At 72.9% G+C, this 19,778-nt stretch carries 18 protein-coding genes; 6 read left to right on the forward strand and 12 right to left on the reverse strand.

The features are described 5' to 3' along the window. Window positions 1-76: 76 nt before the first annotated feature. The 3 genes from ACLQ2R_RS22420 to ACLQ2R_RS22430 form a co-directional block, all read right to left on the reverse strand. The gene (locus tag ACLQ2R_RS22420) at window positions 77-496 is read right to left on the reverse strand and encodes a GNAT family N-acetyltransferase (protein ID WP_425962314.1); all 420 of its coding nucleotides are present in this window, start codon (window positions 494-496) and stop codon (window positions 77-79) included. 197 nt (window positions 497-693) lie between these two features. After that, complete coding sequence (locus ACLQ2R_RS22425; protein WP_425962316.1) at window positions 694-912, reverse strand: DUF397 domain-containing protein; 219 nt, start codon at window positions 910-912, stop codon at window positions 694-696. After that, complete coding sequence (locus ACLQ2R_RS22430; RefSeq protein ID WP_425962318.1) at window positions 903-1,727, reverse strand: helix-turn-helix domain-containing protein; 825 nt, start codon at window positions 1,725-1,727, stop codon at window positions 903-905. The genes ACLQ2R_RS22425 and ACLQ2R_RS22430 overlap by 10 nt, the downstream gene beginning before the upstream one ends. A gap of 87 nt (window positions 1,728-1,814) precedes the next feature. Between ACLQ2R_RS22430 and ACLQ2R_RS22435 the strand changes: the two genes are divergently transcribed. After that, on the forward strand, window positions 1,815-2,276 hold the full coding sequence (locus tag ACLQ2R_RS22435) for an ATP-binding protein (RefSeq protein WP_425962319.1): 462 nt from the start codon (window positions 1,815-1,817) through the stop codon (window positions 2,274-2,276). Window positions 2,277-2,383: 107 nt separating this feature from the next. Here ACLQ2R_RS22435 and ACLQ2R_RS22440 read toward each other — a convergent pair whose 3' ends face one another. From ACLQ2R_RS22440 to ACLQ2R_RS22475, 8 genes are all read right to left on the reverse strand, one after another. Next, window positions 2,384-3,388 carry a HEAT repeat domain-containing protein gene (locus ACLQ2R_RS22440; RefSeq protein WP_425962321.1) on the reverse strand — a complete coding sequence of 335 codons (1,005 nt, stop codon included), beginning with the start codon at window positions 3,386-3,388 and terminating at the stop codon, window positions 2,384-2,386. A 6-nt stretch (window positions 3,389-3,394) separates the two neighbouring features. Next, window positions 3,395-4,033 carry a HEAT repeat domain-containing protein gene (locus tag ACLQ2R_RS22445; RefSeq protein ID WP_425962323.1) on the reverse strand — a complete coding sequence of 213 codons (639 nt, stop codon included), beginning with the start codon at window positions 4,031-4,033 and terminating at the stop codon, window positions 3,395-3,397. A gap of 215 nt (window positions 4,034-4,248) precedes the next feature. Further along, entirely contained in the window at window positions 4,249-5,553 is a 1,305-nt protein-coding gene (locus tag ACLQ2R_RS22450) for an NAD(P)/FAD-dependent oxidoreductase (protein ID WP_425962325.1), read from the reverse strand. Continuing rightward, window positions 5,550-7,043 carry an NAD(P)/FAD-dependent oxidoreductase gene (locus tag ACLQ2R_RS22455; protein WP_425962327.1) on the reverse strand — a complete coding sequence of 498 codons (1,494 nt, stop codon included), beginning with the start codon at window positions 7,041-7,043 and terminating at the stop codon, window positions 5,550-5,552. The genes ACLQ2R_RS22450 and ACLQ2R_RS22455 overlap by 4 nt, the downstream gene beginning before the upstream one ends. Continuing rightward, the gene (locus ACLQ2R_RS22460) at window positions 7,040-8,473 is read right to left on the reverse strand and encodes an FGGY family carbohydrate kinase (RefSeq protein WP_425962329.1); all 1,434 of its coding nucleotides are present in this window, start codon (window positions 8,471-8,473) and stop codon (window positions 7,040-7,042) included. Before ACLQ2R_RS22460 ends, ACLQ2R_RS22455 begins: the two co-directional genes overlap by 4 nt. Beyond that, the gene (locus tag ACLQ2R_RS22465; RefSeq protein WP_425962331.1) at window positions 8,470-10,059 is read right to left on the reverse strand and encodes an amino acid permease; all 1,590 of its coding nucleotides are present in this window, start codon (window positions 10,057-10,059) and stop codon (window positions 8,470-8,472) included. Before ACLQ2R_RS22465 ends, ACLQ2R_RS22460 begins: the two co-directional genes overlap by 4 nt. Window positions 10,060-10,180: 121 nt before the next feature. Next, window positions 10,181-10,948, reverse strand: coding sequence for a DeoR/GlpR family DNA-binding transcription regulator (locus tag ACLQ2R_RS22470; protein WP_425962333.1), 768 nt, complete (start codon window positions 10,946-10,948; stop codon window positions 10,181-10,183). Between the two features lie 349 nt (window positions 10,949-11,297). Next, window positions 11,298-12,125, reverse strand: coding sequence for an SAM-dependent methyltransferase (locus ACLQ2R_RS22475; protein WP_425962335.1), 828 nt, complete (start codon window positions 12,123-12,125; stop codon window positions 11,298-11,300). Window positions 12,126-12,393: 268 nt separating this feature from the next. On the opposite strand from ACLQ2R_RS22475, the gene nadE reads away from it, so the two are divergent. Continuing rightward, window positions 12,394-13,248 (forward strand): ammonia-dependent NAD(+) synthetase, encoded by an 855-nt coding sequence (gene nadE, locus ACLQ2R_RS22480; RefSeq protein ID WP_425962337.1) that lies wholly within the window; start codon window positions 12,394-12,396, stop codon window positions 13,246-13,248. Window positions 13,249-13,438: 190 nt separating this feature from the next. Beyond that, window positions 13,439-15,079 (forward strand): choline dehydrogenase, encoded by a 1,641-nt coding sequence (gene betA / locus ACLQ2R_RS22485; RefSeq protein WP_425962338.1) that lies wholly within the window; start codon window positions 13,439-13,441, stop codon window positions 15,077-15,079. A gap of 124 nt (window positions 15,080-15,203) precedes the next feature. Here the strand turns inward: betA and ACLQ2R_RS22490 are convergent, their stop codons facing one another. Further along, window positions 15,204-17,150 carry a heparinase II/III domain-containing protein gene (locus tag ACLQ2R_RS22490; protein WP_425962339.1) on the reverse strand — a complete coding sequence of 649 codons (1,947 nt, stop codon included), beginning with the start codon at window positions 17,148-17,150 and terminating at the stop codon, window positions 15,204-15,206. An 83-nt stretch (window positions 17,151-17,233) separates the two neighbouring features. On the opposite strand from ACLQ2R_RS22490, the gene ACLQ2R_RS22495 reads away from it, so the two are divergent. The 3 genes from ACLQ2R_RS22495 to ACLQ2R_RS22505 are packed head-to-tail and all read left to right on the forward strand — an operon-like array spanning window position 17,234 to window position 19,604. Next, entirely contained in the window at window positions 17,234-17,575 is a 342-nt protein-coding gene (locus ACLQ2R_RS22495; protein WP_425962340.1) for a DeoR family transcriptional regulator, read from the forward strand. Further along, window positions 17,568-18,455 carry an NAD-dependent epimerase/dehydratase family protein gene (locus tag ACLQ2R_RS22500; protein ID WP_425962341.1) on the forward strand — a complete coding sequence of 296 codons (888 nt, stop codon included), beginning with the start codon at window positions 17,568-17,570 and terminating at the stop codon, window positions 18,453-18,455. Before ACLQ2R_RS22495 ends, ACLQ2R_RS22500 begins: the two co-directional genes overlap by 8 nt. A 3-nt stretch (window positions 18,456-18,458) precedes the next feature. Beyond that, window positions 18,459-19,604 carry an alpha/beta hydrolase family protein gene (locus tag ACLQ2R_RS22505; RefSeq protein ID WP_425962342.1) on the forward strand — a complete coding sequence of 382 codons (1,146 nt, stop codon included), beginning with the start codon at window positions 18,459-18,461 and terminating at the stop codon, window positions 19,602-19,604. Window positions 19,605-19,778: the final 174 nt, after the last annotated feature.

A 19,778-nucleotide genomic window follows, 5' to 3' on the forward strand; every position in this document is an offset into this window, starting at 1 on the left:
CGGCCACGGCCATCCGCACGTATCGTCGCACCGGAGTCGTTGTCATCCCTGTTCGGATATGTCGGCAGGTAAGGCTTCACACGGTCCGGTGCATGCCGACCGAAGCCGGAGCCGTCTGGCTGAATCCGAACTTCTCGTACAGGAACTGAGCGTCGCCGTCGGCGATCAGCGAGACGTAGGCGCCGGCCGGTGCCCGCCGCTCCAGCTCGTCCACCAGCTCCGCCATGATCCGTTTTCCCAGGCCCCGGCCCTGGTGCTCCGGCGCGACGCAGATGTCGACGATCTGGAAGAAGCAGCCGCCGTCCCCGACGACCCGGCCCATCCCGACCGGCTCGTCCCCGCACAGCACCGTCACCCCGTGCCAGGTGTTCGGCAGGCCCGCCTCGGCGGCCTCCACCGTCTTGGCGCTCAGCCCCGAGACCACCCTCAGCCGGAGATAGGTCTCCACGGACGGCGAGCCGGCACACAACGAGTAAGAGTCGGTATCAGCGTTCACCTGCTACAGACTATGGAAGAAGGGGTCGAAGGGTAAAGGCCGCAGGCGCTCGACCCGCCTCGCGAACGAGGGGAAGCCGGTAATCTCCGCCGCTCTCCTCGGCCCCACCCTGACCGGTGCCGTTGGATTGTCCGCCCGGGACGGAACACGAAGGCGGGCGGTTTTCGTAGATCACCGGGCCGAGGTCGCGGGCGCTGTCAGCCGAGGCCGAGACCGTCGGTTCTCACGCGGCCGATGAAACTGTCCCACTCGGCGGGGGTGAACAGGAGTGCGGGGCCGCCGGGATCCTTGGAGTCGCGTACGGCGACCAGGCCGGGGCGGCCGGTGGCGTTTCCGAGCCTGGCGACCTCGACGCAGTCGCCGCCGTTGTCGCCGGACAGGCTTGATTTGACCCACGTGACGTTACTCAGGTCCACTTTTCCTCTACCGTCCTCTGGATGAGCTCGATGGACATGCCCAACGGCAGCGCTTCGGTCCGGATGGCCTCGAAACGCTCGACGGCGACCGTGACGTCTTCCTGTTCGCTGGTGATGAGACCTCGTACGGCCGTCTCCGCATACAGTACGTCGCTTCCTCCTTCCAGAGTGGCAATGGCGAATCCGCCCATCAAGCCCGAATGCATCCCGTGAGGGATCACCTGAACACTCAGCCGTGGATTGACCACTGAAATCAAGTGCTCCAACTGATCCTTCATCGTCTTGGTGCCGCCGATCGGCCGATGGAGAACCCCCTCGTCGACCACGCATCGGTAGGTCGGAGGCGGCGGATCCTCTCGGGAAAGGATGGCCTGACGATGCATGCGCGCCTCCACCGCCGCCTCGTCCCCACGGAGCACCGCGCGGGCATATGCGTCGGTCTGAAGCAGTCCGGGAATCAACAGCGGCTGATAGGTCCGGACAGTGGTCGCCACCTGCTCCTTGTCATGCCATTTCCCGAACCACGGAGGAAAGGATCGTCCTTTCCTCCAGTCCAGGAGCCGGCCCAGGGAGCCACCCGTCGTGAGGGCCTCGTCGCAGACCTCGGCGAACTCCGGGCTGGCCGGGAGCTGTCCCGTCTCCACGCCGCTGATCAGGGACTCGCTGAAGTGGATCCTCTCGGCGAGCTGCCCCTGGGTGAGACCGGCGGCCTTGCGGTAGTGGCGCAGCTCCCTGCCCCAGATCGCCTGAGGCGTATGGAGATTGGCGATGACGACCTCCTTGCCGGAGTTCAACAAAAGACGCGTGAACTCCAATCAACACGCTTGGTAAACGTTTCGTGACCAAGAGTAGTGACGTTTCGGCACCCTGGACACAGGAAATCCGGAACGGAGAAAGAAATCATGGAAGAGGCACTTCGCGCGAGCGCGGCCCCGACCGAACGCCGTCACACGATGAATCCCGGCCTTTCCCCGCTGGGGGAGAGGTGGATACCGCGCGACCCGAGATGTGTCGCCTCGGCCCGCCGGTTCGTGCGCGACATCGCCGCCGACTGGAACGCGGCCGACGGCATTCCCGACATCGCCGAACTCCTGGCCTCGGAACTCGTCACCAACGCGCTCGCGTACGGCTCACCGGACGCCACCGCCGAGAGCCCCGTCCGCGTCACGGTCGGCAGGGAGGGGGAGTTGCTCGTCGTGGACGTCCACGATTCCTGCATCATGGTCCCCCGGCTGAGGCGGGCCGGTGACCTGGAGACCTCCGGCCGCGGCCTCGCCATCGTCTGCGACCTCTCCCGCAACTGGGGCTGGACCCTCAACCCCTACGGCAAGTCCGTCTGGTTTCAACTGGAGGCCTGGCCGTGAAGCCGGAGCCGGCCCCCGCGGGACGGCTCCGGGGAGCCGTCGAGGCCAGAACGCCGGGTCGCCGTCGGCGACGCTTTCCCGGCGAGCGTCGCGTCAGTGAGGCCTTCTCAACGCGCGTCGCGTATCCCGAGGATGTACGTCGCGGTGAGCGCGACGGCGCGGTCCTCGTCGCGGGACAGCTCCGCCAGGGCACGGGACGCCGCCGGTCCCGGGATGTCGGCGAGCGCCTGTGTCAGCCGCCGCCGGGCGGCCGGGTCGGCGCTCCCGGGGGAGAGGCGGCCGACGAGCGCGGTGGCGATCCGGTCCGCCAGGTCGGGACGGCCCGCCAGCCCGCTGAGCGTGTCGGCCGCGTCGACGTCGTTCGTCCCCTCGACGACCATGCCGACGAGCGCCGGGACCGCGTCGGCCACCCCGCGCGCCCCGAGCGCCAGGGCCGCGTACCCGCGGACCACGACGTCGGGGCTCGCCAGGGCGTCCCGCAGCAGCGCGGTCGCCGCGTCGTCCGGGATCTCCGCGACGGCCTCGACGGCACGCCTGCGCACCTCGGCCACGGGTGAGCCCAGGCCCTCCGCCAGCGACGCCAGCCCGCCGGTGCCCGATCGCGCCAGAGCCCACCGCAGGGCCCCGGCGACGTGCGGGTCCGTCTCGCTCAGCACCGCCTCGACCAGTGCCTCCACCGGCACCACGGCCTCCTCGGCCGAGGACAGTGCCGCGCGCTGGCGCTTGTCGGGGCTCTTCGACCCCAGCTCCCGCAGGAGCGCGACGACCTGGAGGACGTCGCGCCAGTCGCCGGGCTCGGCGGCGGCGATCCGGCTCAGCCGCGTGAGCAGCTCGGTCTCGGCCGCGATGCGTTCCCGCGTCCGGCGGACGAGGCCGTCGACGAGCTCCGAGGGCGCGAAGCCGGGATCGTCGAGCGCGCGGCCGATGTCACGCAGCGACATCCCCAGCGACCGCAGGCTCTCGATGTGGAAGATCCGCAGGATGTCCTCACCGGAGTACTCCCGGTAACCGGCGCCGGTACGGCCCGTCGGCCGCACCAGGCCGAGCGCGTCGTAGTGCCTGAGCATGCGGGCGCTGACCCCCGACCGTCGTGCCACATCGCCGATCAACACCGTCCGTCACTCCTCCTGGCCGTTCCCGCCGAGGGCCACGACGCGCTTCGCCTCCTCGATCGCCGGCTCGAACGCGGCCTCCGGGTCGGCCAGCAGCCGTTCCGTGGCGACCGCGTGCGCGCGTACGCCGGGGTCGGGATCCATCATCGCGGCGCGCAGGGCCGGCAGGATCACCTCGCCGAGCGCGATCAGCGCCCGGCTGAGGCTCAGCCGCGTCTCCCGCCCGCCGTGGCCGAGCCGTGCCGCCAGCGCCGCGGCCAGCTCCGGCTCCTCGCCCTCGGGTACGAGCACGACCGCCGCCCGCCACGCGCTCCGCGCCACCTCCTCGTCGGCGTCGGCCAGCAGCTCCCGCGTGATCACCGGCCACGCCCGCCGATCCCCGATCTTGGACAGCGTGTGCAGGGCCTGGCTCCGTGCCTGCGCGCGCTCCGAGCGGACCTCGTCGACGAGCCGGGGGAGCGTCGCCGACACCGGGTGTCGGGTGAGGGCCCAGGTGAGCATGTCGCGCACGTAGAAGTCGGGTTCGACCGCGCACCGTTCGACGAGCGTGCCGACGAGCTCCGGGTCGGGGTCCGTGCCGGCCGCCAGCGCCGCCCGCAGCCGCACCGACGAGCGGCCGTCCTCCAGTGCCTGAAGGGTTCGCATCGTGTCCGTGTCCTGTTCCCGCATGGTCAAGGGGACCACCTCCTCGGCCACAGTGAAGACCTTGTCACCGTGTCAAGGTCAAGCGGGACCGGGTCATGCCGTGGGATCACGGGGGGTGTCAGGGGCGTGCGATCACCGGGGGGTGCCAAGGCTGTGGGATCACCGAGGGGGCCAAGGCCGTGAGATCACCGGTCGCACCCGGTCACCGGCGGGAGTCAGGGCTCCACGCCGATGTGTACCGGACCGCCCTCCGGGTCCACCCCGGACAGGATGCCCGACGGGACGCGGAACACCCGGCCGGGGGCCGCGGGCCACCACACCCGCCTGCGGGCGACGACCTCTCCCTTCTGCCGCAGGACGATCCGGGGGAAGCGGATGTAGCGATCGCTCCACAGCAGGAGCCGTTGGCGGGCCGGGGCGGGGTCCGCGGGGCGGAAGATCTCCGGCGACACCCAGCGGAAGGGCTCGTCGGCGAGGAGCCGTACCTGCTCGGCCGGGGGCTTCCGCCCGTCCAGCCAGGCGACGACCGCGTCGGCCACGTGGGTGCCGTCGATCGCCGCGATGTCGGCCGTGTCGACCGGGTGGAGCAGGTTGCCCGCGGCGAACACGCCGCGCCGTTCGGTCCGCAGCGCGCCGTCGACCATGGGGCCGTTCGTGCCGGGGTCCAGGGCGATGCCCGCGGCGCGTACCAGCTCGTGGTCGGGGATCCAGCCGCCGGTCAGGACGAGCGTGTCGCACTCGACGACCCGCCGCTCACCGGTGTCGATGTCCTCGATCTCGACCGCTTCGAGCTCCGGCCGGCCGATGACCCTCGTCACGCGGGTGCGGGTGGCGACCTTCGTCCGGAAGAGGATCCTGCCCGGGACGCTGAACAGGGCGTAGGAGTCGGCGCGGGGATACTCGGTGGTCATCAGGACGGTCCGGCAACCGGCCTCGCGCAGCGTCAGCGCGGCCGACCAGCTCACCAGCTCCGCGCCGACGACGACGGCCCTGCGGCCGACCTTGCCGTGCCGCAGGTGGACGAGGTTCTGCAGGTGGCCGGTGGTGTAGACGCCGTGGGCGCGGTCCCCGGGGATGAGGCGGGCCGGGCGCGGGCGCTCGCGGGCGCCGGTGGCCAGGACGACGGCCCGCGCCTCGACGCGGACGCGGCCCTGCGGGGTGGTGGCCTCGATCGCGAGGTCACCGGCCCAGTTCGTCACGGTGACGCCCGTCCGGATCGTCGCCCCGGCGGCCTCGGCCTCCCGCACGAGCCTCCTGGCGTAGGCGGGCCCGCTCATGAAGCGCCTCATGTCCCTGATGCCGTAGCCGGGATGGTCGCTGTGGCGGGGGATGCCCCCGGCGGTGTCCTCCCGGTCCAGGACGAGCACGTCGCCCTCGACCCTCGGCGCGAGCTCGCGGGCGGCGCTCAGCCCGGCCGGTCCGCCGCCGACGACGACGACGGCCGGGGTGAGGACGGTGACGGCGTCGGCGGCGGTCGCACCGGTGGCGCCGGTCGCGCCGGTGACATGGGGGGTCGTCATCGTCGGGCCTCCAGCGGTGCGTGGTGGTCCTCGCCGGTGCCCTCGTCCTCACCGTCGCGGACGCTCTCGCGGTCGTGAGCGCGGGCGCTCTCGCACTCCAGCAGCCCGGCGATCTCGGCGCCGCAGTAGAACCCCTGGCAGCGCCCGTTCAGTGCCCGGGTGCGGCGGCGGAGCCCCTCCAGGCCGGCCGGCGGGATCGGCGAGCGGAAGGCGTCGCGGATCTCGCCCGCGGTCACCCGCTCGCAGAAGCAGACCACCTTCCCGTACGCGGGGTCGGCGGCGATCCGGGCGGCGTCCTGGTACGGGCGCGTGGTCGCCTCCCCGAGGTTGGGCATGCGGGGCGGCTCCGGCAGGTCCTCGCGGGGCACGAGCGCCAGACCGGCGTCGCGGGCGATCTCGGCGACGTACTCGGCGATGGCGATGCCGGCGGTCAGGCCGGTCGAGCGGATCCCGCCGACCAGCACGTAGCGCCGCTCGGAGTCGGCCTCGACGAGGTAGTCGGGGTGGTCGCTGGCCGCGCGCAGCCCGGCGTAGGTCGCGGTGACCTCCTCCCGCAGGAGGTCGGGCATGAGCCTCTCGCCCTTGGCCATGAGGAACTCCAGCCCCTTCTCCGAGGTCCCGGTGTCGGTGCGGTCGGTGAGGTCCTCGGCGGTGGGGCCGAGCAGCACGTTGCCGTAGACGGTGGGGCTGATCAGCACGCCCTTGCCCCGCGAGCTGGGCACCGGCAGGATGATCTTGTTGACCAGCGGGCGGGCGAGCTTGTCGTAGACCACCAGCTCGCCACGCCGAGGGGTGACGGTGAAACGGTCGTGGCCGAACAGCCGGTCGACGACGTCGGAGCCGAGCCCGGCCGCGTTGACGACCCAGCGGGCCCTCACCTCCCCGCCGGAGGTGCGCAGCACGGTCGCGTCACCGGTGTCCTCGGCCGACAGGACCGCCCGGTTCAGCAGCAGCGTCACCCCGCGGCCGACGGCGTCGGTGGCCAGGGCGAGGTTGGTGGTCCAGGTGCAGATGATCGACTCGTCGGGAACGGTGAGACCCCCCAGGACCCCTTCGCCCAGGTGGGGGAGCTGCCGGTACACCTCGGCGCAGTCGATGATCTCCGTTTTGGTGTACCCGTTCCGCTCCGCCTTCTCCTGAAGGCCCGGCAGCGCGTCGAGCTCCTCGGCGGTCCAGGCCACCAGCACGGCCCCGGTGTGCTCCACCGGGATGCCGGTCCGCGCCGCGTAGTCGGAGAGCAGGTGGTAGCCCTCCCGGACCAGCCGGGACTCAAGGGTGCCGGGCGTGGCGTCGAAGCCGGTGTGCAGGATGGCGGTGTTGGCCTTGCTGGTGCCGTCGCCGACGTCGTCGCGCGCGTCCAGCATCGCGACGTCCAGCTCGTAGGCCGCCAGCTTCCTGGCGACGGCCGAGCCGACGATGCCGGCGCCGATCACCACCACGTCGAACACGACGGACTCGGTGACGTCGGTCTTTCCGGTGATGTCGTTCACTGTGGTGCCTCCTCGGTCAGGGCGGTGGCGACGGCGTCTCTCCAGCGGGAGCGGAAATCCGCCGCCCGGTCCGCGGACCATCGGGGTTCGTACGTCGTGCTGGGCTCCCACGCGTTCACCGCGTCCCGCAGGGGGAGCGACGGGTCGAGCGCGACGCGGGCCAGCGCCACCGCGCCCATCGGGGTGGCGTGCTGGGAGGGGTAGACGTCGATCGGGATCCGCGTCAGGTCGGCGACCGCCCGCATGAGGACCCGGCTCCGGGTGAGCCCGCCGTCGACCCGCAGCCGGGTCAGCGGCCGTCCGAGGTCGGCGGCCACCAGGTCGCCCAGCTCGGCGACCTGGGCCGCGATCCCTTGCAGGACGGCCAGCACGAGGTGTCCCGGGCCGGTGGAGAGCGTCATCCCGGAGAAGGAGGCCCTGGCGTCGGGACGCCACCAGGGGGCGGCCAGCCCCGCCAGCGCCGGGACGCACAGCACCTCTCCGGCGTCGTCGGCCGCGACCGTGTCCAGGTCCGCGGCGGTGGCGACGAAGCCGAGGTCCTGCATCCACCGTACGGCGGAGGCGGCCGTGTAGACCTGGCCGTCGAAGCAGTACGAGGTCTCCCCCCGGACCCGCCAGGCGATCGAGGCGGCCAGCCCGGCGGTGGAGCGCGCGGCCGAGGCGCCGGTGTTGGCCAGCAAGAACGCGCCGGTGCCGAAGGTGCACTTCGCCTCACCGGCCCGCAGGCAGTTCTCGGCGAGCAGCGCCGCCTGCTGGTCGACCACGAGCCCGGCGACGGGGACGTGCCCGCCGAACGCGGAGGTGTGCCCGGCCACCTCGTCGGAGGAGACGATGCGCGGCAGGCGCTCGGTGCCGAGCCCGAACAGCTCCAGCAGGTCGGGGTCCCACTCGCCGTCGTCGAGCCGGGTGACAAGCGACCGGCTCGCCGTGGCGACGTCGGTGACGAACTCCCCGGTCAGGTGGTGGACGAGCCAGGAGTCGGAGGTGGTGACCACCCCCTCCCGGGTCACGTTCCGGCGCAGCCAGGCCATCTTCGGCGCGGAGAAGTACGGGTCGAGGACCAGGCCCGTGACGGCGGCGATCCGCTCCGCGAACCCGCTCAGCTCCGCGCAGACGCTCTCGGACCTGCGGTCCTGCCAGACGACGGCGGGGGAGAGGGGGGTGCCCGTCGCCGGGTCCCAGGCGAGCACGGTCTCGCCCTGGTTCGCCAGCGTGACGGCGTCGACCGCCACCCCGGCCCGCGCGACGGCCTGGCGGCCGGCGTCGAGGACCGAGTCGAGGAGCTCGCGCGGGTCCTGCTCGACCCCGCCCCCCGGCAGGTAGGCGGGGCGGACCGGCAGCTCGGCGAGGCCGAGCACCTCGCCGCCGGAGTCGACGACGATCGCCTTGGTGCCGGAGGTTCCCTGGTCTATCGCCAGTACGACGGTCACCGCCGGTGCCTCCCCTCCGCGCTCTCGTCCCCGGCGATCCCGGGCCCGGTCGCGGCACCGGTCGTGGTGCCGGTCGCGGTGCCGGTCGTGTCGGCGGTCAGGGCCGCGTCGATGGAGTGCATGTCCGGCATCGCCAGGCCCTTCACCCCCTTGGTGAGAAGCAGGTAGGCCAGGTACGCGGCCCCCAGGGCGAGCATGATGAGGACGTAGATCCACGGCTCCACGAACGAGGCGTCGCGGAAGAGCAGCAGCTCGAACACGAGCCAGACCAGGGCGACGACGATCACCGGGATCTCCCAGCGGCCCAGGTCGAAGCCCTTGCTCGGCGGCAGCGACTTGCGCTTGACGACGTACATGACGACGGTCCCGGTGTAGATGATCGCCGGCAGGAGGGTGGCGGCGGCGAACAGGCCGAAGAGGGCGTCGGTCCGGGTGGAGAAGACCGCCAGGATCAGCTCGCCGACGACGAACATGAACACGGTGGCCTTCAGCGGCGTGCCGAAGCGCGGCGAGACCTGGCTCAGGGCCTGCCAGCCGGGGAAACGCCGGTCGCGGGACATCGCCCATACCAGGCGCACACCGGTCATGAGGATCACCATGCCGCAGGCGAAGATCGCGATGACCACCAGCACGAGCAGGGCCGTGCCCACGACGGGGCCGAGCACCCGGCTGATCACGTCCGCCACCGGCGTCCCCGACTTCGCCAGCTCGACCGGGTCACCGGCGAGCAGGGTGACGGCGACGAGGAACAGGAAGCCGAGCACGCCCGAGGCGAGCACCGCCTGCCACATGGCGCGCGGGACGACGCGGGCGGGGTCCCTGGTCTCCTCGGCGAGGTTGGCCGCCGACTCGAAGCCGACGATGGTGAACGCGCCGAGCAGGAAGCCCAGCATCCACGGCCCCGCGGAGGTGAGCGTGCCGAAGCTGAGGTAGTTCTCGGCAGGGACGGCGCCGGTGCTGAACAGGTTGGCGAAGTCGACCTCCTTGGCGACGAACCCGACGCCCAGGAGCAGCAGGACGAGGGCGATCATGCCGACGAGCTCGGCCGTCACGGCGAAGTTGTTGACCCGCTCGGTCCACTTCGTGGACAGGGCCACCAGGACGGCCTGGAACAGGATGACCACGCTGGTGATCACCCACGCGTTCAGCGCCGTCCCCTCGTACCCCAGCAGCACGGGCATGACGGTGGAGGCGATCGTGTAGTCCACCGCCACGACCACGATGGCCAGGAACGTGAACGAGATCCAGCCGATGATCCAGCCGAGGACGGGGTTGGCCAGCCGGGACATCCACTGGTAGGAGTACCCGGTCACCGGGATGCGCGCGGCCAGCGAGCCGAAGACGAACGCGACGGCGAGCTGACCGATGATCACGAACGGCCAGGTCCAGATACCGGCGGGCCCGGAGCTGTTGAGCACCGCGCCGTAGGTGGTGAAGATGCCGGTGGCGATCGAGACGAAGGCGAACGCCACCGCGAACGAGGCGAAACGCCCGGTGCCGCGCTGCATCGCCTGCCTGTAGCCGAACTCCTCGACGTTTCCGCCGGTTTCGCGGCCGTCCCCCGCGGGGGGTGAATAATGGCTCATGGGTTACCAGCTCCTGTGTTCCCTGTCAGATGGCGCATCGGTGTGGTGATCCGAGCCGGGTGGCGTTGCCGCGCCACCCGGCTCTTCCTGTGCCGGGCTTCGTGGTCGATCCGGGGAGTGTTCACGGCAGGACGATCACCCCGCCCTCCCTGGTGACGGCGTCACGGATGGCGGAGGGGGGTTCCGTCTCCGTGACGAGCCCGGCGAGCTCTCCCAGGTCGGCGACCCGGTGCCGGGCGACCAGCCCGAACTTGCTCGAATCGGCGAGCACGTACGAACGGGTCGCGTTCCGGAGAATGATCTTCCGGGTCGCGATCTCGTCCAGGTAGTAGTCGGTCAGCCCGGCCGCCGCGTCGACGCCGCCGGAGCCGAGGAACGCGACGTCGGGGTTCAGGTCCGCGAAGAACGCCTGGGCGACAGAGCCGGAGAGCGCGAGATCCCCGGCCCTGAGCCTGCCCCCGCAGACCAGGACCTCGACGCCCGGCCGCTCGGACAGCTCCGCCGCGACCAGCAGGGAGCACGTGGCGACGATCCCGGAGAAGTCCAGCGGCAGGGCCCTGGCCACCTGCACGGCGGTGGTCCCCACGTCGATCACGACCGTCTGGCCGGGACGCGCCAGCCCCGCCGCGGCACGCCCGATGCGGCTCTTGGCCTCCGCCGCGGTCCCGGTGCGCTCGGCGAACGGGGCCTCCTCGCCGGCTGCCTGCCCGAGCGCGATCGTCGCGCCCCCGTGGACGCGCGCCAGCGTTCCCCGGCGTTCGAGCAGCACGAGGTCACGGCGGATCGTCTCCGCCGACACGCCCAGCTCACGCGCGAGATCGTCGGTACTGACGACCCGGGAGGCCCGGAGCGCCTCACCGATCCGCGCGTGCCGCTCAGTGGGCAGCACGACTGACCACTTCTGTGGACTCTTGTGGCTCCATGCGGAAAAGTATGCGCCGATGGTGTTACAGGGTCAATGCACTCCTGTCACACCAGTATTTTTTACCCGTCCTTGCCGATCCGCCGGTGAACAGGGCCTTCGCGGCTCGATACAGGTCTCAGGACGGGGCTCTGCCCCGGGGGGTCGATCCGGTCTCGGCGGTCGATCGGCCTCGGGGTGCGGTCCGGTCCTGCGGCTTGATCCTGCGGCTCGGTCCGGTCTCAAGGCGCGGTCGCCGCCCTCGGGCCCTCGGGCACGCGAAAGGCGCCGGCCTGGACAGGCAGGCGCCTCACGGGTGGGGGCAGACGGACGGCCGTCAGGGCTTGCGCGCGACCCCCACGTACCCCATCCGGGCCATCTCCTCGTCGACGAGCGTCTCGGTGTCCGGGTCGGAGAACGGCGGTATGCCGTCCCCCATCCGCCCGTTGGCGAGGCCCGGCGGGATGAGCTCGAAGTCGCCGAAGAAGCGGGAGATCTCCTCGCCCGTACGGGGACGGAACGGCGTGTTCGCCTTCTGGTAGAACTCGCTGATCCGGGCGGTGCGCTCGGGGGCGGCGTCGCTCCCGACGTGGGAGACGGCCAGGTAGCTTCCTGGCGCCACCGCCTCGCGGTAGGCGGCGACGAACGACTGGGGGTCGTCCTCGTCGGCGATCAGGTGCAGCAGGAACATCATCAGGACCGCGACGGGCCGGTCGAAGTCGATGACCGCCCGCACCTCGGGGTTGCCGAGGATGTTCTCCGGCACGCGCACGTCCCCCTGGACCATGGCCACCCCCTCGCCCCCGGCCCCGGCCAGCAGGGCACGGCCGTGCGTGCAGACCACCGCGTCGAGGTCGACGTAGACCACGCGCGCGTCCGGCGCGAGCCGGAGGGCGACCTCGTGCACGTTCTGCTGCGCGGGCAGCCCCGAACCGAGGTCGAGGAACTGCCTGATCCCCTTGCCGATGAGGTACTCCACGACCCGGCCGATCAGCCTGCGGTTCTCCAGGGCCCCGTCCCGGGTCTCGGGAAGCACACTCAGCACCATCTCGGCGAGCTCCCGGTCGGCCCGGAAGTTGTCCTTGCCGCCGATGAAGTAGTCGTACATCCGGGCCGCGTTCGGGATGAACGGGTTCACTCCCTGGGGCGCCTGTTCCTGCGTCATCAGCGTCCTTGCCGTGCGTGGGGTCTTCGCGTGCTGAACCCCGTCATGATCCCGTTGTTTTACGTTAAATGCCACCTTTTCGGGTCGTTGGGACCGCCGGGGCGGCGGCGTGGCCGCGGCGGTCCCGACGCGCAGGCGGGGTGGGCCGGGCCGGCCGGGAGGTCGCCGCCGGGCCGCCCTCGGGCCGCGCCCGAAGCCGCCGGGCCGCCCGGGGGCCGCGCCCGAACCCGTCTCCGGGCGGCCCGATCCCGGCCGGTAGGGTACCCGGATGGCGAACCTCCGGGAGCAGATCCTCACCCACCTTGGCGTCACGGCGACCATCGACCCCAAGGTCGAGATCCGGCGGCGGATCGACTTTCTCAAGGACTATCTGCGGTCGACCCCGGCCAAGGGGTACGTGCTCGGGATCAGCGGCGGCCAGGACAGCACGCTGGCCGGGAGACTGTGCCGGCTCGCCTGCGAGGAGCTGCGTGCCGAGGGACGCGAGGCCGTCTTCTTCGCGGTGCGGCTGCCCCACGGCGTGCAGGCCGACGAGCACGACGCCCAGATCGCACTGGAGTTCATCGGGCCCGACCGGTCGATCACGGTGAACGTCAAGCCGGGCGCGGACGCCGTCGCCGCCCAGACGGCGCTCGGCCTGCGGGAGGCGATGGGGGACGCGTTCGAGCTGAGCGACTTCGTGCGCGGCAACGTCAAGGCGCGCGAGCGCATGGTGATCCAGTTCGCGATCGCCGGGCAGCTGGGCCTGCTCGTCGCGGGCACCGACCACGCGGCCGAGGCGGTGACCGGCTTCTTCACCAAGTACGGCGACGGCGGCGTCGACGTCACCCCGCTGACCGGGCTGACCAAGCGCCAGGGCGCCGCCCTGCTGCGGGAGCTGGGAGCGCCCGCGAGCACCTGGGAGAAGGTGCCGACCGCCGACCTGGAGGAGGACCGGCCCGCGCTGCCCGACGAGGTGGCGCTCGGCCTGACGTACGCCCAGATCGACGACTACCTGGAGGGCGCCGACGTGGCGCCGGAGGTGGCGGCGAGGCTGGAGTCGCTCTACCTCGCGACCCGGCACAAGCGGGCCGTCCCGGTCAGCCCCCTCGACGACTGGTGGCGGGACGCGCCCGTCCGGTGAGACCCCGGCGCCGGTAAGCGGCCGTACCGTCATCCCGGCCGCACCTTTACCCTCGCCGTGTCGTCGCCCCGGCCGGACCTTCATCCTGGCCGTGCCGTCATCCTGGCCGTGCCGTCATCCTGGCCGTGCCGTCATCCCGGCCGTATCCTCCTCCCGGTCGTATCCTCGTCCTCGGAACGAGGAGGCGGGCATGGTGGACTTCGTCATCGTCGGGGGCGGTTCGGCGGGGTGCGCGCTCGCCGCCCGGCTGTCGGCCGATCCCGCCAACCGGGTGCTGGTGCTGGAGGCGGGCCGCCCGGACCACCCCTGGGACGTCTTCATCCACATGCCCGCCGCGCTGCCCTTCCCCATCGGCAACCGCCTCTACGACTGGAAGTACGTCTCCGAGCCCGAGCCGCACATGAACGGCCGCCGGATCCACCACGCCCGGGGCAAGGTGCTGGGCGGCTCCAGCAGCATCAACGGGATGATCTTCCAGCGGGGCAACCCCCTGGACTACGAGCGCTGGGCCGCCGACCCGGGGATGGGCACCTGGGACTTCGCGCACTGCCTGCCGTACTTCAGGCGCATGGAGAACTGCCCGGCCGCCGACCCCGCCGACCCGATGCGCGGGCGGGGCGGGCCGCTGGTGCTGGAGCGCGGACCGGCGCGCAACCCGCTGTTCGGAGCCTTCTTCGAGGCGGTACGGCAGGCCGGGCACCCGCTGACCGACGACGTCAACGGCTACCGCCAGGAGGGCTTCGCCCGCTTCGACCGCACCATCAGCAGGGGGCGTCGACTGTCGGCCGCCCGCGCCTACCTGCACCCGGTCATGAACCGCCCCAACCTGAAGGTCAGGACGCGGGCGTTCGTCACCCGGATCCTCTTCGAGAAAGGACGCGCCGTCGGCGTCGAGTACGACGGCCGGACGGTCCGCGCGGGCGAGGTGATCCTGTGCGGCGGCGCGATCAACTCCCCGCAGCTGCTCCAGCTCTCCGGGGTGGGGAACGCCGCCGAGCTGGAGGCCCTCGGTGTCGACGTCGTGCGCGACCTGCCGGGCGTCGGCGAGAACCTCCAGGACCACCTGGAGGTCTACATCCAGTACGCCTGCCGCAGGCCGGTCTCGCTGCAACCGGCGATGAGGTGGCGCAACCGGCCGTGGATCGGCGCGCGCTGGCTGTTCCTGCGCAGCGGCCCCGGCGCGACCAACCACTTCGAGGCGGGCGGCTTCGTCCGGAGCGACGACGAGGCCGGCTACCCCAACCTGATGTTCCACTTCCTGCCCATCGCGATCCGCTACGACGGCTCCGCGCCCGCGGGCGGGCACGGCTACCAGGTGCACGTGGGGCCGATGTACTCCGACGCGCGCGGCTCGGTGAAGATCACCTCCACCGATCCCCGGACGCACCCGGCGCTGCGCTTCAACTACCTGTCCACCGCGCGGGACCGCCGCGAGTGGGTGGAGGCCGTCCGGATCGCCCGCGACATCCTGAACCGGCCCGCGATGGACCCCTTCAACGCCGGGGAGATCTCACCCGGCCCCGGCGTCGAGACCGACGAGGAGATCCTCGACTGGGTGGCCAGGGACGGCGAGACCGCGCTGCACCCCTCGTGCACCGCGCGGATGGGGGTCGGCCCGATGTCGGTGACGGACCCGCTCTCCCTGCGGGTGCACGGCCTGGAGGGACTGCGCGTGGTGGACGCCTCGGTGATGCCGTACGTGACCAACGGCAACATCTACGCGCCGGTCATGATGGTGGCGGAGAAGGCGGCCGACCTGATCCTGGGGAACACCCCCCTCGCCCCCGAGCACACCCCCTTCCACCGCCACCGCGCCGGCCCCGCCCGCTGACCGCCGCGACGCCCGTCCCCCGGCGCCTCGGCTCGAAGAGCCCGCACGACGGGCCGCACCGCGGTGATGCGCGGGCCGTCGCGGGCGGGCCGGGGGCTCTGCGTCCCGGGCGTCACGGGGAGGGTCACGGGGCTGCTGCGGGGGTCATGACCAGGCGGGCGGTTCCCGAGGCGCGGGGCGTGGTGGCGTGCAGGACGACGCGGTGCAGGTGGTCGCCCCACACCTCGGTCAGCCTGGCGTCGCCGAGCGGCACGCGCTCGACGCGGGCGGTGAACGCGGCCGGGTCGTGGCGGACGAGCAGCGGGCGCCGCCGTCCCGCGACGGAGACCAGGCCGGGCGAGACGGTGACCTCGCCGTGCGCCATGAGGCACAGCGCCAGCCTCGACGGCGTCCGCCGCAGCTCCCAGCGGTCCTCGACGACCACCTCGGCCTCGTCGCCCCGCCGCAGCCGCAGGGTGCGGTGCCAGGCGCGGACGCCGGCGTGCGCGGGCCAGGCGGGGGCCAGGTCGAGCGACAACGCGGCCCGGTCGCCGTCCAGCGTGCAGGAGACGTCGCGGGCGCGGTGCCCCTGTCCCGGGGCCTGCATGACGCCGTCGATCTCGGGGAGGTTGTGGTAGGAGCTCTGCATGGTCCAGATGTCGTACCGGCCGGGGCCGAAGGTGCGCGCGGTGTAGTCCCCGACCCCCGCGTCGACCAGCACGGGCCGGCCGTCCAGCGCGACGATGAACGACCCGACGTCGTTGTGGTTGTGGCTCTCGGCGTTGTGACCGCCCTTGGCGGCGAGGAACAATCCGCCGGGCGATCCCCGACGCTCTCTCGCGACCATGACCTGCACCGACGGCAGCCAGACCTGCTCGACGTACGGGGCCGTGCCCGGGACCGCTTCGAGGGTCGTGTCCGGGACCGCGCCGGAGGTGGGGGAGGGGGAGGGGGTCGCGTCGCGCCACGCGGTGTCGAACAGGCCGGCCAGCGTCCGGCCGAGGCCGACCTCCTGGTGGACGACCGGCGGCCCGGTCCGGCGCCTGGCGAGGGCGTGCGCGACGACGTCGCCGTCGCCGGTCAGCAGTCCGGCGCGGTACGGGATGTCCAGCGCCGTCTGCTCGGGCAGGTGGGCCTTGCCGTCGGCGAAGTTGACGTACCAGTCGTCGTCGATGTGCATCCGGTGCAGGTAGGCGGCCATCTCCCGGACGAGGGGGAGCGCGAACGCGTCGAGCCGGCCGCCGCCGGCCGAACGCAGCGTCTCCAGGCTCTCGACCAGGCACGCGGCGGCACGCCACCAGTACGACACGCCCTCCTCGCACCCGCCGTCCGCCCCGTACGCCGCGACGAAGGCGTCCAGCCCGCGGACCGCCCTGACGACCGTCTCCAGCATCGCCTCCCGGCTCTCCGACAGCAGGAGCGCGCAGACGAGGATGTTGGAGTGGATCCACGGATTCCAGTTGCCGACCGGCCTGACCCGGTCGTCGTACCAGTGCCAGTGACGGGCGAGGTAGGGGTCGAGGAGCCGGTGGCGCACCTCCTCGCGGAGCCTGCGGCGCACCACGGCGCCGCGGGAGTCCAGCGCGTCACCCGCCACCAGGTCGGTCCAGGCGAGCAGGGCCGCGCTCTCGGCGGCGAACAGGTCGACGAAGGGCCGCCGCGGGTCGGGCAGCTCACCCCCGTCCTCGCGGGAGAACTCCTCGTGCGCGGGCAGGCACCAGGTGCTCTCCTCGCACAGCAGCCAGACGCCGTCGCGCACCTCGTCCAGCAGGCGCTCGTCCCCGCTCACCCCCGCGCCGAGCACCGCCGCCGCGAGCCTGCGCCGCCGTTCGAAGTAGGGTCGCTCGAAGCCGAGCCGGTCGCCGGTCCTGGCGTAGCCGGCGAACAGGCTCGCGGGCAGGGCCGGCCAGGGGGTGCCGGCCGTGCTCCGGGCCCGCCCGGCCAGGGCGTGCCGGGTGTCAGGTCCGATCCGCTCCCAGGCGGGGTCGCCCAGGGAGGGGAAGGGGCGCCACGCGCCGGGGCCGGGCAGGTGGGCGGCCAGCTCGTGGGGTGACAGGATGCCGGACAGCGGGCCGGTGCGGGCGGGAGACATGCGATCACCCTTTCAGACCGGTGAAACCGATCCCGCGCACGATCGGGAGAACGAGTCCACGCCTCGGCGACAGGGGGTCACAGGTGCTGAGTGCTGACCGAAGATCACGGATCCTGGAGTCCGCGCGACGTGAGGGGGCGGTCCGCGTCTCCCGGCTGGTCGGCGAGCCGGGCGTCTCGCACGTCACGGTCCGCCGGGACCTGGAGGCCCTGATCTACGACGGCGTCCTGTCACCCCGCGAGCCGGCCGGCATGGCCGATCCCTCCCTGACCGCGGTCGCCCCCGGCGGGGAACAGGTGGGGGTCGTCGCGACCCGGCTGCTGTCCGGCCTGATCGGGGGACGGACGGGCCGGACGCCCCTGCACGTCCAGATCGAGCCCCGCCTGCACATCCGCCGGATCACGGCCCCGGTGCGCGATGCCTGACCGCGTGCTGGTCACCGGCGCGGCCGGCAACGTCGGGCGCGCCGTCCTCGACCTTCTCGCCCGGGAGAACGTGACCGCGACCGCCCTCGTGCTCCCGCCCGGCGGGCCGTCGCGGGACGGGACGCCGGACGGTCACGGCGACCTTCCCGCCGACCGCGTCGTGACGGGCGACGCCCGCGACCCGGCCGCGGTGGCCGAGGCCATGAAGGACGCCGACGCCGTGATCCACCTCGCCGCGCTGCCCTCGCCCGACCTCGGAACACCCGAGGAGGTCTTCACCGGTAACGCGCGGGCGACCTTCGTCGTGCTGGAGGAGGCGGGCCGCCGGGGGGCGGGCAACGCGGTGATCGCCAGCAGCTACGCGATCGGCGGGCTGCCGTTCGCGGTGCGGCCGACGTCGCCGCCGTACCTGCCGGTCGACGTCGCCACCCCGCTGCGGATCACCGACCCGTACGCGCTGTCCAAGCAGGCGGACGAGGCCACCGCGGCGATGATGGCGCTGCGCCACGGGATGACCACGGTCGCCCTGCGGCTCCCCTTCGTCGGCGACGCGGAGCGCAGGCTGCCGGAGGCCGCGGCCAGGTACGCCGACCGGCCGGAGACGGGCGCGGCCGACCTGTGGAGCTACCTCGACGTCCGCGACGCCGCCCGCGCCCTGCTCCTGTCGCTGTCGGTCACCGCCCCCGGCTCCCACGTGCTGTACGTTGCCGCGCCGCAGACCCTCTCCCCGCTGCCCACCGAGTACCTGCTCGACCTGTGCCATCCGGGGGTGCCCCGGCGGCGCCGCTTCCCCGGGCGTACCGTGCCGATCGACCTCGAACCCGCGTCCGCCCTGCTCGGCTTCACGGCGCGGCACGTCCATCCCGTCGCGGAGGGATGAGCCGTGCCGTCCGCCTCCGCCGGCGACCCGCGCCGGCTGCTGCACCTGGGGGAGTTCTCCGGGCTGGCCGCCATCGCCGCCGCCCAGCGCGGCCTGTTCCCCCCGCCCGGCCCGGACCTGCGCGAGCGGGCACGTGACACCCTGGGCGTGCTCGACCTGACCGCCTCGGACGTGCGCGTCGAACGCGCCTGGACGGCGGGCGACCTGTCCGGCGAGGAGGTCTCCTGGGACGTCGGGTTCGGCCCCAGGACCCGCGCCTACGTGCTGCGTCCCCGCGAGGCGGGCGGCGCGGTACTGCCGGGCGTCGTCGCGCTGCACTGCCACGCCGGGATGAAGTGGGCCGGCAAGGAGAAGATCGCCGACGGTCCGGAGGCCCCGTCCCCGGAGGTGACGAGGCTGCGGGCCGCGCTCTACGACGGCAGGGCCTGGGCGGGGGAGCTGGCCCGCCGGGGGTTCACCGTGCTGGTGCCCGACGCGCTGGGCTGGGGCAGCCGCAGGATCCCGCTCGCCGACATGCCGGAGAACATCGCCGGCACCGCCGTCGTCCCCGGCGCCGACGCCGGGCTCGGCGAGGCCGACCGCTACGACGCCGCCGCCGGACGCCACGAGCACGTCCTGGCCAAGTACTGCACGGTACTCGGCACCTCCTACGCGGGCGTCGTCGCGGGGGAGGACCTGGCCGCGACCGCCTACCTGCGCTCGCGCCCCGACGTCGGGCCGGTGGGGTGCGCCGGGCTGTCGGGCGGCGGTCTGCGCGCCGCCCTGCTCGGCGCCTTCGACCCCGGCCTGGAGGCGATCGCCGTGGTCGCCATGATCTCCTCCTACCGGGACCTGCTGGACGGGTACGTCGCCCGCCACACCTGGATGCTGTACCCGCCGGGGCTGTCCCGGCTCTGCGACCTGCCCGACCTGGTGGCCTGCGCCTTCCCCCGGCCCCTGCTGGTCTGGTACGCCGAGCACGACGAGATCCTCCCGCCCGGCGGGATGCGCCGCGCCCACACGATGATCACGGCCCGCTACCGGCGTTCCCCGGCGGACTACACGGGCGTGTTCGCCGAAGGGGGGCACGCCTTCGGCCTCGCCGCGCAGGAGCGGGTCCTCGGCTGGCTCGCCTCCCGCCTGGGCGCGAACGGGCGGGACGGGGCGTGACAAGGGCGGGACGGGCCGCAGCACACGTGAGGGCGTGACAAGGACGGGCGCGACAGGCATGAAGAGGGCGTGACAAGGGCGGGGGGGGGGCGGGGCCCCCCCGGGGGCCCCCCGGCCCGGGCGCCCCGGCGCGGCGCGCGGTAGATACGCGGCCCGGGGGGCGTGACGCGACGG

The organism is Streptosporangium sp. DT93 (genome assembly GCF_049844535.1).
GTDB lineage: Bacteria > Actinomycetota > Actinomycetes > Streptosporangiales > Streptosporangiaceae > Streptosporangium.

Excerpts from the sequence above, each read along its gene's own strand:
- ACLQ2R_RS22475 (WP_425962335.1), bottom strand. The coding sequence starts at position 12,125 with ATGACGCAGGAACAGGCGCCCCAGGGAGTGAACCCGTTCATCCCGAAC.
- ACLQ2R_RS22445 (WP_425962323.1), bottom strand. The coding sequence starts at position 4,033 with ATGCGAACCCTTCAGGCACTGGAGGACGGCCGCTCGTCGGTGCGGCTG.
- ACLQ2R_RS22450 (WP_425962325.1), bottom strand. The coding sequence starts at position 5,553 with ATGACGACCCCCCATGTCACCGGCGCGACCGGCGCCACCGGTGCGACC.
- ACLQ2R_RS22465 (WP_425962331.1), bottom strand. The coding sequence starts at position 10,059 with ATGAGCCATTATTCACCCCCCGCGGGGGACGGCCGCGAAACCGGCGGA.
- nadE (WP_425962337.1), top strand. The coding sequence starts at position 12,394 with ATGGCGAACCTCCGGGAGCAGATCCTCACCCACCTTGGCGTCACGGCG.
- betA (WP_425962338.1), top strand. The coding sequence starts at position 13,439 with ATGGTGGACTTCGTCATCGTCGGGGGCGGTTCGGCGGGGTGCGCGCTC.
- ACLQ2R_RS22435 (WP_425962319.1), top strand. The coding sequence starts at position 1,815 with ATGGAAGAGGCACTTCGCGCGAGCGCGGCCCCGACCGAACGCCGTCAC.
- ACLQ2R_RS22490 (WP_425962339.1), bottom strand. The coding sequence starts at position 17,150 with ATGTCTCCCGCCCGCACCGGCCCGCTGTCCGGCATCCTGTCACCCCAC.
- ACLQ2R_RS22500 (WP_425962341.1), top strand. The coding sequence starts at position 17,568 with ATGCCTGACCGCGTGCTGGTCACCGGCGCGGCCGGCAACGTCGGGCGC.